The following is a 13,639-nucleotide window of genomic DNA, read 5'->3' as shown; positions in this document are numbered from 1 at the left end:
GTGAGCCGAAAATTATCAGAAGCGTTGCCCGCACGCCAAAGCTAAACCACAAAAATGTTAGCTGATTCTCTTTTATCACGTTGCCGCGCACAGGAAAAGTGTTAATTCTTGAGCAGAATTATCGATTAATCCACTGATAAACAATGAATTTCAGCCTGATTTGCACGTTAATTATTCGTTAATCAACTAACTTTATAATATTTACGAATATTGCTGCTTTCAATGCTGAAGCCCGGATATTTATTCGGATTTACAGCGCAAGCCATAGAATGATACTGCTGATTATTTGCAGAGCAGAGGGATATACTGTGACAATTATCACAGTATTTTGCGGGTCAGGCTATGTGCAGGATGGCATAAGTAGTAAAACTGATGAGGTTAAGCCAATATTAAGCGCGACAAATAAAATCACTATAATGGTGCAATATTTCGTTTAATTGCACCATTCTGGTTCACAAAGCGCTTAGCGATAAAAAATAACCGCCGTTAATTCAGTAATCCTGGAAACAGGGCTTTCATTCCGGTCACGACAAATTCAATGCCCAGCGCCATGAGCAGCAGCCCCATGATACGCGTAATGACGTTGATACCGGTTTGTCCCAATACGCGCACCATCAGCGGTGCGGCCCGGAATAATAACCAGCAGCAGAAGGCAAATATCGCAATCGCCAGGGTAAAGCCCAGCAGATTTGGCCAGCTGTGATAACGCGAGCTCCAGACAATGGTCGAGCTGATCGCGCCCGGCCCCGCCATCAGCGGCAGCGCCAGCGGCACCACGCCGATGCTTTCGCGAATCGCCGTTTCTGACTTCTCCTGCTTGTTCTGTTTGTCTTCACCCAGCTTGCCGCTGATCATCGACATGGCGATGGTGACCACCAGAATGCCACCGGCGATGCGGAAAGAGTCAATCGAGATACCAAACAGATGCAGGATACCGTCGCCAAGGAATAGCGAGGTCCAGAGGATAATCGCCACCGCCAGGTTCGCGGTCAGGTTAGTTTTATTGCGCTCCGCCACCGCCTGGTAGCTGGTCATGCTGATAAATACCGGAATAATGCCGACCGGGTTAACCAGCGCGAACAAACCCACAAAAAATTTAATGTAGCCAGAAAGATCGAGTAGCGCAGGGGTCACGGTGGGCTCCAGGTGATGGCGAAAAAAATCGCGCTTAATGTAGTGCAAAAGCCTGGCGAAACACCAGAGGCTAACGCAGAAATAAATGCTGCACTTGAAGCACTATCCCAGTTTATTCCGCTACTGTTAGCGCTATGTTATCGGCCTGCAGCCGGTCAGATCGGCTTCTGTAGCCGTCGACGCTAACTTTACTTGCAAAAGTGAGCGCTGAAAGGTGTCAGCTGATAGTTAAATTGATCTGCATCATAAATTGCCTACCCCATCAGGGGTAATCTTAGCCCATCGGAACTCAACCCTGTGACACAGGTCATCCTGGCGGAAAAACCTTTTTAGTAAGCAACGGCACGGGCATCGCCATCCTTAGCTATCCATAAGCGTAACGAGACTATACTTCTGGATTCAGGCTTGTTTACTAAAAAAGTTTAACTTCCTTAGGAGAGTATTATGGCCGTTACTAATGTTGCCGAGCTTAACGCACTGGTAGAACGTGTTAAAAAGGCACAGCGCGAATACGCCAATTTTAGTCAGGAACAAGTTGATACCATTTTCCGTGCGGCCGCCCTCGCCGCTGCCGATGCCCGTATCCCTCTCGCCAAAATGGCCGTTGCCGAATCCGGCATGGGTATCGTTGAAGATAAAGTCATCAAAAACCACTTCGCTTCCGAATATATTTATAACGCTTACAAAGACGAAAAAACCTGTGGCGTGCTGGACACCGATGATACCTTTGGCACCATCACCATCGCTGAGCCGATTGGCCTGATTTGTGGCATCGTGCCCACCACCAACCCGACCTCTACCGCCATCTTCAAGGCCCTGATTAGCCTGAAAACCCGTAACGGTATCATCTTCTCTCCTCATCCACGTGCCAAAGATGCCACCAATAAAGCGGCAGATATCGTACTGCAGGCTGCTATCGCGGCCGGTGCGCCAAAAGACATTATTGGCTGGATTGATGCGCCATCGGTTGAACTCTCTAACCAGCTGATGCATCACCCGGATATCAACCTGATTCTCGCCACCGGTGGTCCGGGCATGGTGAAAGCGGCTTACAGCTCCGGCAAACCAGCGATTGGTGTGGGCGCGGGTAACACCCCGGTGGTGATTGACGAAACGGCCGATATCAAACGCGCGGTTGCCTCGATCCTGATGTCAAAAACCTTCGACAACGGCGTGATTTGTGCGTCTGAACAGTCAGTGATTGTCGTGGATTCTGTCTATGATGCCGTGCGTGAGCGCTTCGCCAGCCACGGTGGCTACCTGCTGCAGGGCAAAGAGCTGAAAGCGGTGCAGGATATCATCCTGAAAAGTGGCGCGCTGAATGCGGCGATTGTCGGCCAGCCGGCTTACAAAATTGCTGAACTGGCAGGGATTAGCGTGCCGGTGAGCACCAAAATTCTGATTGGTGAAGTGAAACTGGTGGATGAGTCTGAGCCGTTCGCCCATGAGAAGCTCTCGCCAACGCTGGCCATGTACCGCGCGAAAGACTATTACGATGCGGTGGATAAAGCAGAAAAACTGGTGGCAATGGGCGGTATCGGCCACACCTCCTGTCTTTATACCGACCAGGACAACCAGCGCGAGCGCGTAAACTTCTTCGGCGACAAAATGAAAACCGCGCGCATCCTGATCAACACCCCGGCTTCACAGGGCGGGATCGGTGACCTGTATAACTTCAAGCTGGCCCCTTCACTCACGCTGGGCTGCGGTTCATGGGGTGGTAACTCTATCTCTGAAAACGTGGGTCCAAAACACCTGATCAACAAGAAAACCGTGGCCAAGCGAGCTGAAAATATGTTGTGGCATAAACTTCCGAAGTCTATCTACTTCCGCCGCGGTTCACTGCCAATTGCGCTGGAAGAAGTGGCGACTGACGGTGCGAAACGCGCCTTTATCGTCACCGACCGCTTCCTGTTCAACAACGGTTATGCTGACCAGGTCACCCGCGTGCTGAAGTCGCACGGTATTGAAACCGAAGTGTTCTTTGAAGTAGAAGCAGACCCAACGCTGAGCATCGTGCGTAAAGGTGCCGAGCAGATGAACAGCTTCAAACCTGATGTGATTATCGCACTGGGCGGGGGTTCACCGATGGATGCGGCCAAGATTATGTGGGTGATGTATGAACATCCGGAAACTCACTTTGAAGAACTGGCGCTGCGCTTTATGGACATCCGTAAACGTATCTACAAGTTCCCGAAAATGGGTGTCAAAGCACGTATGGTGGCGATTACCACGACTTCAGGTACCGGTTCAGAAGTTACCCCGTTTGCAGTGGTTACCGACGATGCGACTGGTCAGAAATACCCGCTGGCAGATTATGCGCTGACGCCGGATATGGCGATTGTCGATGCCAACCTGGTAATGGAGATGCCGCGTTCGCTGTGCGCCTTTGGGGGTCTGGATGCCGTCACCCATGCGCTGGAAGCCTACGTATCGGTACTGGCCAACGAATACTCTGACGGTCAGGCGCTGCAGGCACTGAAGCTGCTGAAAGAGAATCTGCCTGCCAGCTATCGTGACGGCGCGAAAAATCCTGTGGCGCGTGAGCGTGTTCACAATGCGGCGACCATTGCCGGTATCGCTTTCGCCAACGCCTTCCTCGGCGTGTGTCACTCCATGGCGCATAAACTGGGCTCTGAGTTCCACATTCCACACGGTCTGGCCAACGCCCTGCTGATTTGTAACGTGATTCGCTACAACGCGAATGACAATCCAACCAAGCAGACTGCCTTCAGCCAGTACGACCGTCCGCAGGCACGCCGCCGCTATGCGGAGATTGCTGACCATCTCGGTCTGAGCGCTGCCGGTGACCGTACCGCGCAGAAAATTGAAAAACTGCTGGCATGGCTGGAAGAGATGAAAACTCAGCTGGGTATCCCAACCTCTATCCGCGAAGCGGGCGTGCAGGAAGCTGACTTCCTGGCGAAAGTCGACAAGCTGGCGGATGATGCGTTCGATGACCAGTGTACCGGTGCTAACCCACGCTATCCGCTGATTGCTGAACTGAAACAAATCATGCTGGATACCTTCTATGGCCGTGAGTTCTCAGAAGCAGATAACAGTGTTGCTGCTGAGGGTGAAGCTAAAGCCGTTAAGAGTGAGAAGAAAACCAAGAAGGCCTGATTGGCCTGATACAAAAAAACCCGCTGCGGCGGGTTTTTTTATGCTGCGGCTATTCAGGCGTGAGGCAGTTGTGAACCGTAAATGGCGTTTAGCGAGCCGTCATTAATCGCCTGTTTATAGTGCTTGCGGCACACAGAGATATAGCGCTCATTACCACCGATCACCACCTGCTCCCCTTCGCTGAACGGTTTACCCTTAGCATCCAGTCGTAACACCATGCTGGCTTTGCGTCCACAGTGACACACGGTTTTCAATTCCACCAGCTTATCGGCCCAGGCCAGTAAATACTGACTGCCGGTAAATAACTCACCGCGAAAGTCGGTACGCAGACCATAACACAGCACCGGAATATCCAGATTATCTACCACGTCCGACAGGGCTTTCACCTGCTCACGCGTCAGAAACTGGCTCTCATCCACCAGTACACAGTGAACCGTCTGCTTCGCGTGCTGTTCCGCAATTTCACTTTCCAGGTTGGTCTGCGCGTTATATAAAAAAGCCGGAGACGAAAGACCAATACGCGAGCTGACTTTTCCGGCGCCGAAGCGGTCGTCAATTTCCGCGGTATACACCAGCGTACGCATGCCGCGCTCATGGTAATTGTAGGAAGACTGCAGCAATGCGGTGGATTTTCCCGCGTTCATCGCTGAGTAATAAAAATAGAGTTGCGCCATAAATGTCTCTTGTCACTGCCCGAAACTGTTGCGCGTGAGTCTATCATAAAGCTGCTGCACTGTTGCGATGCATTATTTTTATCAACTGCTCAAATTAACGTCATCGTCATAGATCAGCAGCATCGTTATCAACATTTCGCACGTTATGTCAAAGCCGTGATCATGCAGCAATTTTATTCAGTATTATTATCGCTGATGCCCGGGCGAAAGGCGCACAGCGGTATTTATCCCTGCAAAACCTGTGCTATCAAATCTATAAAAAGAATAATAAATAGCGCCTTAAAAAGCTTAACAACATTAACTTTACGTTTTGCTTTTTAATCTGGCTATTGCAGTTATTTTTCACCGCCACTATTATGAGGCGGCAGAACAACTCCATTTATTATATTTTGAGATTAGGACAATGAGCGAAGCACTTAAAATTCTTAATAATATCCGTACATTGCGCGCGCAGGCTCGGGAATGCTCTCTGGAAACACTGGAAGAGATGCTGGAAAAACTTGAGGTTGTGGTGAATGAACGTCGTGAAGAAGAATCTCTTGCCCAGGCGGAAAATGCCGAGCGCAGCCGTAAGCTGGAACAATATCGTGAAATGCTGATGGCAGACGGTATTGATCCAAACGAACTGCTGCAGGCATTAGCTGAAACCAAAGCGCCAGGTAAAGCCAAACGCGCGGCACGTCCGGCGAAGTATGGTTACGTCGACGAGAACGGTGAGAACCGTACCTGGACCGGCCAGGGACGTACGCCAGCCGTGATTAAAAAAGCGATTGAAGAACAAGGTAAACAACTGGACGATTTCCTGCTGTAAGGAACCAGTGCTTCGCAGCATGCCAGCCCTGGCGCTGTGCTCTGTTTTACACCGGGTAAGAAAAAAGGAAGCCGCTGGCTTCCTTTTTTTATCGCGACTTATTGCTGATAGAAGTCGCGGTACCAGTCAACAAAATGCTGCACGCCCTGCTCTACGCTGGTCTGCGGGCGGAAATTTATCGCGTCATACAGCGGCTGGGTGTCTGCACTGGTGCCTAATACATCGCCGGGCTGCATCGGCAGCATATTTTTCTTCGCCTCAATCCCCAGCGCTTTTTCCAGCGACTCAATGTAAGTCATCAGGCTGGTAGGCTGACTATTGCCAATATTGTACACGCGATACGGCGCCGAACTGGTGGCAGGCGAGCCGTTTTCCACCGTCCAGTTTTCATCTGCCTGCGGAATCACGTCCTGCAAACGCACAATCGCTTCGGCAATATCATCAATATAGGTAAAGTCACGTGTCATCTGGCCGCGGTTATACACATCAATCGCGTCACCGGCCAGTATCGCGCGGGTGAACTTAAACAGCGCCATATCCGGACGGCCCCACGGACCATAAACGGTAAAGAAGCGCAATCCGGTGGTAGGTAATTGGTAAAGGTGTGAATAGGTATGCGACATTAATTCGTTGGCTTTTTTCGTCGCAGCATAAAGTGATACCGGATGATCAACGGAATCATCCGTGGAGAACGGCATTTTACGGTTCAGGCCATAAACCGAACTCGATGAAGCATACAGCAGGTGGCCAATCTTATGATGACGGCAACCTTCCAGAATATTTAAGTGACCAATCAGGTTGGCATCAGCGTAGGCGTGCGGATTCTCGATGGAATAGCGAACACCCGCCTGTGCACCTAAATGGATCACACGCGCAAAAGCATACTGTTCAAACAGGGAAGAAATGGCCTGGCGATCTGCCAGGTCCATTTTAAGAAAAGTAAACGCGGGATGTGCGGTAATCTGGTCGAGGCGCGCCTGTTTCAGGCTGACATCGTAGTAATCATTCAGGTTATCGATACCAACAACCTGGTGACCGGCAGCCAGCAAACGCTGACTAACGTGAAAACCAATAAATCCTGCCGCGCCGGTGACCAGAAAATTCATAAATCCCTCATTTATTACACAATTTGAATAGACGCTCCGCGGCCGATTGCATAATAAACGAAACCGCGTTTGCTGATACGCTCCGGATCATACAGGTTACGACCATCAAAAATCACGGGTTGTTTTAACGAGGATTTAATCACGTCGAAATCCGGAGCACGGAAGTTCTGCCACTCGGTGCAGATCACCAGACCATCGGCGCCCTGCAGCGCAGCTTCTTTAGTGCCGCACAGCTTCAGATCGTCACGATGGCCGTAGATGCGCTGGGCTTCTTCCATCGCTTCCGGATCAAACGCCTGCACCGTTGCGCCCGCCTGCCACAGTGCTTCCATCAGCACGCGGCTTGAAGCTTCACGCATGTCGTCGGTGTTCGGTTTGAACGCCAGCCCCCACAGCGCAAACGTCTTGCCACGCAGATCGTCGCCAAAGTGACGTTTAATAAACGTCGGCAGCTTGTTCTTCTGCGAATCGTTGACGTCTTCTACCGCCTGCAACAGGCGCGGGGTGTAGCCGATTGACTCTGCAGTGCGAATCAGCGCCTGCACGTCTTTCGGGAAGCAGGAACCGCCGTAACCACAGCCCGGATAAATAAAGTGATAACCGATGCGTGAATCAGAACCGATGCCCTGACGTACTTTTTCCACGTCAGCACCCAGGCGTTCCGCAAGGTTGGAAATCTCGTTCATGAAGCTGATTTTGGTTGCCAGCATGCAGTTAGCTGCATATTTGGTCAGCTCTGCACTGCGGATATCCATCAGAATCATGCGGTCGTGATTACGGTTAAACGGCTCGTACAGTTCACGCAGCAGTTCGACCACCTCATCATTGTCGGTGCCCACCACGATACGTTCCGGACGCATGCAATCGTTAACTGCGGCACCCTCTTTCAGGAACTCCGGGTTGGAGACCACATCGAACGCGATATTGGCATCACGCTGCTTCAGCGTTTCGCTCATCACCGCGCGCACGCGGTCAGCGGTGCCTACCGGTACGGTAGATTTGTCGATGACGACTTTGTGATCGTTCATGTGCTGCGCGATAGTACGCGCAACCGCAGTCACATATTTCAGGTCGGCAGAGCCATCCTCATCCGGCGGCGTGCCCACAGCAATAAACTGCATTACGCCATGGTTTACGCCCTCTTCTGCGTTGGTGCTGAATTTCAGACGCCCCGCTTCATAGTTCGACATAACCAGCGGCGTCAGGCCCGGTTCAAAAATTGGGATGATGCCCTTTTTCAGGTTTTCGACTTTCTTTTCGTCGACATCAATACAGAGAACGTCATGTCCGACTTCGGCCAACACCGCAGCCTGAACCAGACCGACATAGCCGATACCAAATACAGTGACTTTCATTGAATTATCCTGTGCTTAATGAATTACTTTTTGTTGCCTGCAACGCCGTCGAGCCACTGAGCGAAATCTTTGCCCAGCACCGGATGACGCACGCCATACTCAACAAAAGCTTGCATATAACCCAGTTTGTTACCGCAGTCGTGGCTCACGCCGGTCAGGTGGTAAGCTTCTACGGTCTCTTTTTCCATCAGCATGGCGATGGAGTCGGTCAGCTGTACTTCGCCGCCAGCACCCGGAGGGGTTTTCGCCAGCAGAGGCCAGATGTCCGCAGACAGCACGTAACGACCGACTACCGCCAGGTTAGATGGCGCTTCCGAGGCTTTTGGCTTCTCAACCACGCCCACCATCGGTGCACTCTGGCCCGGTGCCAGCTCTGCGCCCTGGCAGTCAACCACGCCGTAAGCGGTGACATCGGCAACTGGCTCAACCATGATCTGGCTGCGACCGCTCTCTTCGAAGCGCGTCAGCATTTCTGCCAGGTTATCTTTGGTTGGGTTAGATTCGTACTCATCAATGATCACGTCTGGCAGAATCACCGCGACTGGCTCATCACCGACCAGCGGATGAGCACACATCACGGCGTGACCGAGGCCCTTGGCGATACCCTGACGTACCTGCATGATGGTGACGTGTGGCGGGCAGATTGACTGGATTTCATCCAGCAGCTGACGCTTCACGCGTTTTTCCAGCATCGCTTCCAGTTCGAAACTGGTATCAAAATGGTTTTCGATGGAGTTTTTAGAGGAGTGCGTAACCAGCACGATCTCATTAATACCCGCAGCAATACACTCGTTCACGACATACTGGATCAACGGCTTATCGACCAGCGGTAACATCTCTTTTGGAATAGCTTTGGTGGCAGGCAGCATACGCGTACCCAGACCTGCAACCGGGATTACCGCTTTTTTTACTTTAGACTTATAGGCAGACATCAAATACCTCTCTTAATAGGCCGTTCAAGTTAATACTTGATATGTCGGTTTAAAAACGAAATGAGTATATCAGTTAGTGTCAGACGGATTTATCCTGGATGGAGTTAATCCGCGGAATTTAAGACTATTACCCAAGTGTAAAGCTAAGCTTTGGCCCTGTCTTTAACCCGCGGAAAATATAAATCTGAGTGGCTATTCTTCGGACGATAACATCAGGCGAAGCCGGCCGCCGGCTCCCCAGACGTGACATTGCCAGGCATCGGCGCGCTGGCTGATTTGATTAAGATGGGTGCTGCCCATAGTGCCAAGCGGCACACCGTTACTGAGCTGGATTTGCTGAGTATTGATGTGCAGCGTGGCATTCAGACCGGCTGAGACCAGAATCAGATTTTTCAACTGACGATGATAGTAGCCCACCAGCAGCGGGAACTGACCGTTCAGGTTGGCCTGACGCAACAGCATATTCACCTGGCGCAGCAGACCATTGAGTTCCGGCAGACGCTGCTTTTGCCCGGACAGTTGCTCCTGCAATAAACCGTTAAACAGTGCTCTGAGCAATAATGCAGCCAGCACGCCGTTGTCGCCGGCACGCGTTACGTCCAGGCAATAAAACGCCAGATCTTTGTCCGACAGCGCGGCGATATCCAGCACCAGCCCCGGCTGTTCCGCCATGGTGAGTTGACGATAGTTTATGCGGCAGCTGGCGATGGTTTGCTGGACTGGCGGTTGCAGCTGTTTGAGCAGCTTGGCGGCAGCGAGCGGATCGCGCACCAGGGCATCCCAGTCCTGAAAGAGCTGTTCATCTTCTTCCACTTTCGAGGTGAACATCGAAGGATAGAGGCACTCAAACACCGCTTCACGGAAACGTTCCAGGTTTTTTAGCGGCTTGAGCAGCACATCCTGCACGCCAAGGCGCAGCACGTGGGCAATATCGGCCATGTTCTGCGTGGCGGAGATGATCAGGATGGGCACGCTATTACCGCGTGTACGAATTCGCTCGACAAACTCAATACCGCCCATGCGCGGCATTTCCAGATCGCAAATGACCAGGTCCACCGACTGCGCGGCGAGTAAATTCAGGCCGTCGAGTCCGTCGCCCGCTTCGAACGTGCTGGCTCCAAGGCCAGTTAACAATGTGTCCAGCAATGAACGGAAAACGACCTCATCTTCGACAATGAGTATCTTTTTGCCGATTAGCGGTTTTTCCATTCTCTCCCCCTGCGTACCAGATATTTCAATAGTGGTTCATAAAACGCCGTTGCGCCTTTCAGAATTGGCTGAAGTCACAACCCCCGTGAATGAACAACTGATTATCTGCTACGGACCAGCGGTAATAGTTCATCCATTTTTTTCTCCACGGCGGCCTTGCCTGCCGCAATGGCCTCTTCAGCCCGATGAAAGTCCAGCGTTGAAATCTGCGGACAAAAAGGCTGAATCAGCACATCCGGCGGATCGCCTGCCATACGGTTACGTTTCAGGCGATTTTCCAATACCTGGATTGACGTTGACATAATTTCCATCGCGCCTGGAGACTGGCTGGCGCGCCGATGGGTCAACCCCATCAGACGCTGGCGCAGTTTTTTGCCCCAGCTCAGTGCTTCTGCCGCTGCCGCCTCTTCACCGCTCTGCGGCGTGACCGACAGCAGATCCTGCTGCATCAAGTGCGCATCATGTTGCAGGTCAACGGCAATCACAATGTCAGCGCCCAGCGCGCGGGTTAGCGAAATCGGCACCGGATTGACCACTGCACCATCCACCAGCCAATAACCATTGTAGCCAACCGGAGGCAATAAGCCTGGCATACTACACGATGCACGCACCGCCTGGTGCAAATCCCCCTCGGTCAGCCACAGCTCGCGTCCGGTGCTGAGGTTGGTTGCCACCACGCCAAAGCGCTTATCCGCGTCTTCGATGAGCTCGTTAGGGATCAGCTGACGGATATGGCTAAACACCCGGTCGCCGCGCAGCAGGCCGCCACGCTGCCATGAGAGGTCCATCAGACGGATAACATCCCAGTAGCGAAATGCGCTGACCCACTTCTCCATCAACGCCAGACGGCCGTTGACGTAGGCAGAACCCACCAGTGCGCCGACGGAACAGCCGGCGACGACATCCACCTCAATACCGGCGCGCTCCAGCGCGTTGATGACACCAATATGCGCCCAGCCTTTGGCAGCGCCCGATCCCAGGGCCAGCCCAATCCTGACTTTTCTCATCTCACCTCGTGATCAACCTGATGCGTAGCTTCACGCTGGCCAGTCGGCTAACATAGCGCACACTTTCATTAACTTTAATCACTCTCAGGAGATGATGTGTCCGAAAAGTGCCCCTGCTGCAGCGGAGAGCAGTATAGCCTATGTTGTCAGCCCTTTCTGAACGGGCAACAAACGCCACAGCGCGCTGAACAGTTAATGCGCTCGCGTTACAGCGCTTACGTTAAGCAAAACGCCGCCTGGCTGGTAGAAACCTGGCATCCCAGCCAGCGCGTGGCCGGACTGGAGACGCTATTATCCGAAAGTTTCGCCACCACAGAATGGCTTGGCCTGAATGTAACCCGTTGTAATCACGGAAGCCATGAGAATGAAGCCTTCGTGACTTTTTTTGCGCGTTATCTCGAAAAAGGCCGTACCTGCAGCCTGTATGAATGTTCACGCTTTCTTCGCGAGGATCAACGCTGGTACTATGTCGACGGAACAACGCCGGAGTTAGGGCGTAACGATCGCTGTCCTTGTGGCTCCGATAAAAAATACAAAAAATGTTGTGGCTAATCTGGACAGATGCCCAACAGCTTCACCATTCATCGCTTTGACAGGACTCTGATCGAGATGCAAGCGCAAACCATGCAACGAAAAGTTTTACGGACCATTTGCCCCGATGCCAAAGGTCTGATCGCCAAGATCACCAACATTTGCTACAAGCACGAACTGAACATTGTGCAGAACAATGAGTTCGTCGATCACCGTACCGGGCGCTTTTTCATGCGCACAGAGCTGGAAGGCATTTTCAACGACAACACGCTGCTGGCTGACCTCGACAGCGCGCTGCCGACCGGTTCGGTACGTGAGCTGCACAGCGCCGGACGTCGCCGCGTGGTGATTCTGGTCACCAAAGAGGCGCATTGCCTGGGCGATCTGCTGATGAAGAGCGCCTTTGGTGGTCTGGATATGGAAATCGCCGCCGTTATTGGTAACCATGAAACGCTGCGTTCGCTGGTCGAGCGTTTTGACATCCCGTTCGTGCTGGTCAGCCATGAAGGCCTGACGCGCGAAGAGCACGATAACCGCATGGCGGATGAGATCGATCGCTATCAGCCGGATTACGTGGTGCTGGCGAAATATATGCGCGTGCTGACGCCGGCGTTTGTACAGCGTTATCCCAACCAGATCATCAATATTCACCACTCGTTCCTGCCAGCCTTTATTGGCGCCCGTCCTTATCATCAGGCCTATGAGCGCGGCGTGAAGATCATCGGTGCCACCGCGCACTACGTGAACGACAACCTGGATGAAGGCCCGATCATCATGCAGGACGTGATTAACGTCGATCACAGCTATACCGCTGAAGAGATGATGCGTGCCGGACGCGACGTGGAAAAGAATGTACTGAGCCGCGCGCTGTATAAAGTGCTGGGCCAGCGCGTGTTTGTTTACGGCAACCGCACGATCATTCTTTAACCACTGCGGCGCTGATTTGCGCAACTCTTCAGCGCCACGCGTAAAAAGTGGGCAAACGATTGAGTTTTTTACTGCGGGCGCTTTACAGACTGAACGCATTTGGTATGATGCGCCCCGCTTTCAGGCATAAAGATTCAGGCCAGTGGCGGGATTCCCGAGCGGCCAAAGGGAGCAGACTGTAAATCTGCCGTCATCGACTTCGAAGGTTCGAATCCTTCTCCCGCCACCATCTGAATCCATTCTGCGCCTGAATCTTCTGAGCTTCATATCCCTGGCGGGATTCCCGAGCGGCCAAAGGGAGCAGACTGTAAATCTGCCGTCATCGACTTCGAAGGTTCGAATCCTTCTCCCGCCACCATTTCATGCTGCACATCTCCTCCAGCCGATAGAAAAACCAATAAATAACATCCGGAGAAGGATGAGAAGCTTCGACCGAAGGTTCGGGTCGAACGCAGTGAGACAACGCGCGCAGCGCGGCCCGCAGGGTGAGCCGCTTGCGGCGAATAATCCTTCTCCCGCCACCATTTCATGCTGCACTTTTCACCAGACCGACATCTGAATTTACGCGATGCCTGGTCGCCATCAATGGCGCCCCTTATATCCCGATCATTCTCCTCCGGGTATGATGATCCCCGACTGATCATCGGGAAGTTGCTGGTGAGATGGGGGCGCCCCCTGGGCATAAAGCCTGCTTCGTAGATTCATCCCCGGCAACTTAACTCCCGCCTTCAAGACCGGACGGTATCCTGTGCCCCGAGCACGCATCCATAAGGATGGTCATGGCGGTTTCCCTGTGCTGTTAAGGAGAATCTATGCAAACCCGTATGCCT

At 52.5% G+C, this 13,639-nt stretch carries 12 protein-coding genes, 2 tRNA genes and 1 other RNA gene; 8 read left to right on the top strand and 7 right to left on the bottom strand.

Annotation, left to right across the window (positions count from 1 at the left end; genetic code table 11):
- Positions 1–486: 486 nt before the first annotated feature.
- Positions 487–1,134: a YchE family NAAT transporter gene (locus C1Y43_RS00070; RefSeq protein ID WP_031280216.1), complete on the bottom strand. Its 648-nt coding sequence runs from the start codon at positions 1,132–1,134 to the stop codon at positions 487–489.
- Positions 1,135–1,578: 444 nt separating this feature from the next.
- Here C1Y43_RS00070 and adhE point away from each other — a divergent pair, with 444 nt between their 5' ends.
- Positions 1,579–4,257 (top strand): bifunctional acetaldehyde-CoA/alcohol dehydrogenase, encoded by a 2,679-nt coding sequence (adhE, locus tag C1Y43_RS00065; protein WP_104186562.1) that lies wholly within the window; start codon positions 1,579–1,581, stop codon positions 4,255–4,257.
- A gap of 53 nt (positions 4,258–4,310) precedes the next feature.
- Here adhE and tdk read toward each other — a convergent pair whose 3' ends face one another.
- On the bottom strand, positions 4,311–4,931 hold the full coding sequence (gene tdk, locus C1Y43_RS00060) for a thymidine kinase (RefSeq protein WP_058774613.1): 621 nt from the start codon (positions 4,929–4,931) through the stop codon (positions 4,311–4,313).
- A 9-nt stretch (positions 4,932–4,940) separates the two neighbouring features.
- Between tdk and C1Y43_RS23535 the strand changes: the two genes are divergently transcribed.
- Entirely contained in the window at positions 4,941–5,252 is a 312-nt protein-coding gene (locus C1Y43_RS23535; protein ID WP_127834136.1) for a hypothetical protein, read from the top strand.
- Between the two features lie 82 nt (positions 5,253–5,334).
- Positions 5,335–5,742, top strand: coding sequence for a histone-like nucleoid-structuring protein H-NS (hns, locus tag C1Y43_RS00055; RefSeq protein WP_031280215.1), 408 nt, complete (start codon positions 5,335–5,337; stop codon positions 5,740–5,742).
- A 98-nt stretch (positions 5,743–5,840) separates the two neighbouring features.
- Here the strand turns inward: hns and C1Y43_RS00050 are convergent, their stop codons facing one another.
- The 5 genes from C1Y43_RS00050 to rssA form a co-directional block, all read right to left on the bottom strand.
- The gene (locus C1Y43_RS00050) at positions 5,841–6,848 is read right to left on the bottom strand and encodes an NAD-dependent epimerase (protein WP_104186560.1); all 1,008 of its coding nucleotides are present in this window, start codon (positions 6,846–6,848) and stop codon (positions 5,841–5,843) included.
- Positions 6,849–6,862: 14 nt separating this feature from the next.
- The gene (locus C1Y43_RS00045; RefSeq protein ID WP_021510077.1) at positions 6,863–8,203 is read right to left on the bottom strand and encodes a UDP-glucose/GDP-mannose dehydrogenase family protein; all 1,341 of its coding nucleotides are present in this window, start codon (positions 8,201–8,203) and stop codon (positions 6,863–6,865) included.
- A 23-nt stretch (positions 8,204–8,226) separates the two neighbouring features.
- A complete protein-coding gene (gene galU / locus C1Y43_RS00040; protein ID WP_021510076.1) occupies positions 8,227–9,135 on the bottom strand; it encodes a UTP--glucose-1-phosphate uridylyltransferase GalU in 909 nt (302 codons plus the stop codon).
- A 192-nt stretch (positions 9,136–9,327) separates the two neighbouring features.
- Positions 9,328–10,344, bottom strand: a complete 1,017-nt coding sequence (gene rssB / locus C1Y43_RS00035; protein ID WP_021510075.1) for a two-component system response regulator RssB — start codon at positions 10,342–10,344, stop codon at positions 9,328–9,330.
- Positions 10,345–10,445: 101 nt separating this feature from the next.
- Positions 10,446–11,351 carry a patatin-like phospholipase RssA gene (gene rssA / locus C1Y43_RS00030; RefSeq protein WP_021510074.1) on the bottom strand — a complete coding sequence of 302 codons (906 nt, stop codon included), beginning with the start codon at positions 11,349–11,351 and terminating at the stop codon, positions 10,446–10,448.
- 96 nt (positions 11,352–11,447) lie between these two features.
- On the opposite strand from rssA, the gene C1Y43_RS00025 reads away from it, so the two are divergent.
- The 5 genes from C1Y43_RS00025 to C1Y43_RS00005 all read left to right on the top strand — a co-directional run bounded on the left by C1Y43_RS00025 (position 11,448) and on the right by C1Y43_RS00005 (position 13,333).
- Positions 11,448–11,903, top strand: coding sequence for a YchJ family protein (locus tag C1Y43_RS00025; RefSeq protein WP_040679954.1), 456 nt, complete (start codon positions 11,448–11,450; stop codon positions 11,901–11,903).
- Positions 11,904–11,960: 57 nt separating this feature from the next.
- Positions 11,961–12,809: a formyltetrahydrofolate deformylase gene (gene purU, locus C1Y43_RS00020; RefSeq protein WP_031280214.1), complete on the top strand. Its 849-nt coding sequence runs from the start codon at positions 11,961–11,963 to the stop codon at positions 12,807–12,809.
- 144 nt (positions 12,810–12,953) lie between these two features.
- A tRNA-Tyr gene (locus C1Y43_RS00015) sits at positions 12,954–13,038 on the top strand.
- A 44-nt stretch (positions 13,039–13,082) separates the two neighbouring features.
- Positions 13,083–13,167: transfer RNA gene (locus tag C1Y43_RS00010), tRNA-Tyr, on the top strand.
- A gap of 39 nt (positions 13,168–13,206) precedes the next feature.
- Positions 13,207–13,333, top strand: a non-coding RNA gene (locus tag C1Y43_RS00005) — RtT sRNA.
- Positions 13,334–13,639: the final 306 nt, after the last annotated feature.

It is taken from the genome of Pantoea sp. ICBG 828, assembly GCF_002928355.1.
Taxonomy (GTDB): domain Bacteria; phylum Pseudomonadota; class Gammaproteobacteria; order Enterobacterales; family Enterobacteriaceae; genus Pantoea; species Pantoea dispersa.
This window is presented reverse-complemented; position numbering and strand designations above follow the sequence as displayed.

Coding starts and splice junctions, on each gene's coding strand:
- rssB (WP_021510075.1), bottom strand. CDS start 10,344: ATGGAAAAACCGCTAATCGGCAAAAAGATACTCATTGTCGAAGATGAG.
- tdk (WP_058774613.1), bottom strand. CDS start 4,931: ATGGCGCAACTCTATTTTTATTACTCAGCGATGAACGCGGGAAAATCC.
- C1Y43_RS00045 (WP_021510077.1), bottom strand. CDS start 8,203: ATGAAAGTCACTGTATTTGGTATCGGCTATGTCGGTCTGGTTCAGGCT.
- hns (WP_031280215.1), top strand. CDS start 5,335: ATGAGCGAAGCACTTAAAATTCTTAATAATATCCGTACATTGCGCGCG.
- rssA (WP_021510074.1), bottom strand. CDS start 11,351: ATGAGAAAAGTCAGGATTGGGCTGGCCCTGGGATCGGGCGCTGCCAAA.
- galU (WP_021510076.1), bottom strand. CDS start 9,135: ATGTCTGCCTATAAGTCTAAAGTAAAAAAAGCGGTAATCCCGGTTGCA.
- purU (WP_031280214.1), top strand. CDS start 11,961: ATGCAAGCGCAAACCATGCAACGAAAAGTTTTACGGACCATTTGCCCC.
- C1Y43_RS00050 (WP_104186560.1), bottom strand. CDS start 6,848: ATGAATTTTCTGGTCACCGGCGCGGCAGGATTTATTGGTTTTCACGTT.
- adhE (WP_104186562.1), top strand. CDS start 1,579: ATGGCCGTTACTAATGTTGCCGAGCTTAACGCACTGGTAGAACGTGTT.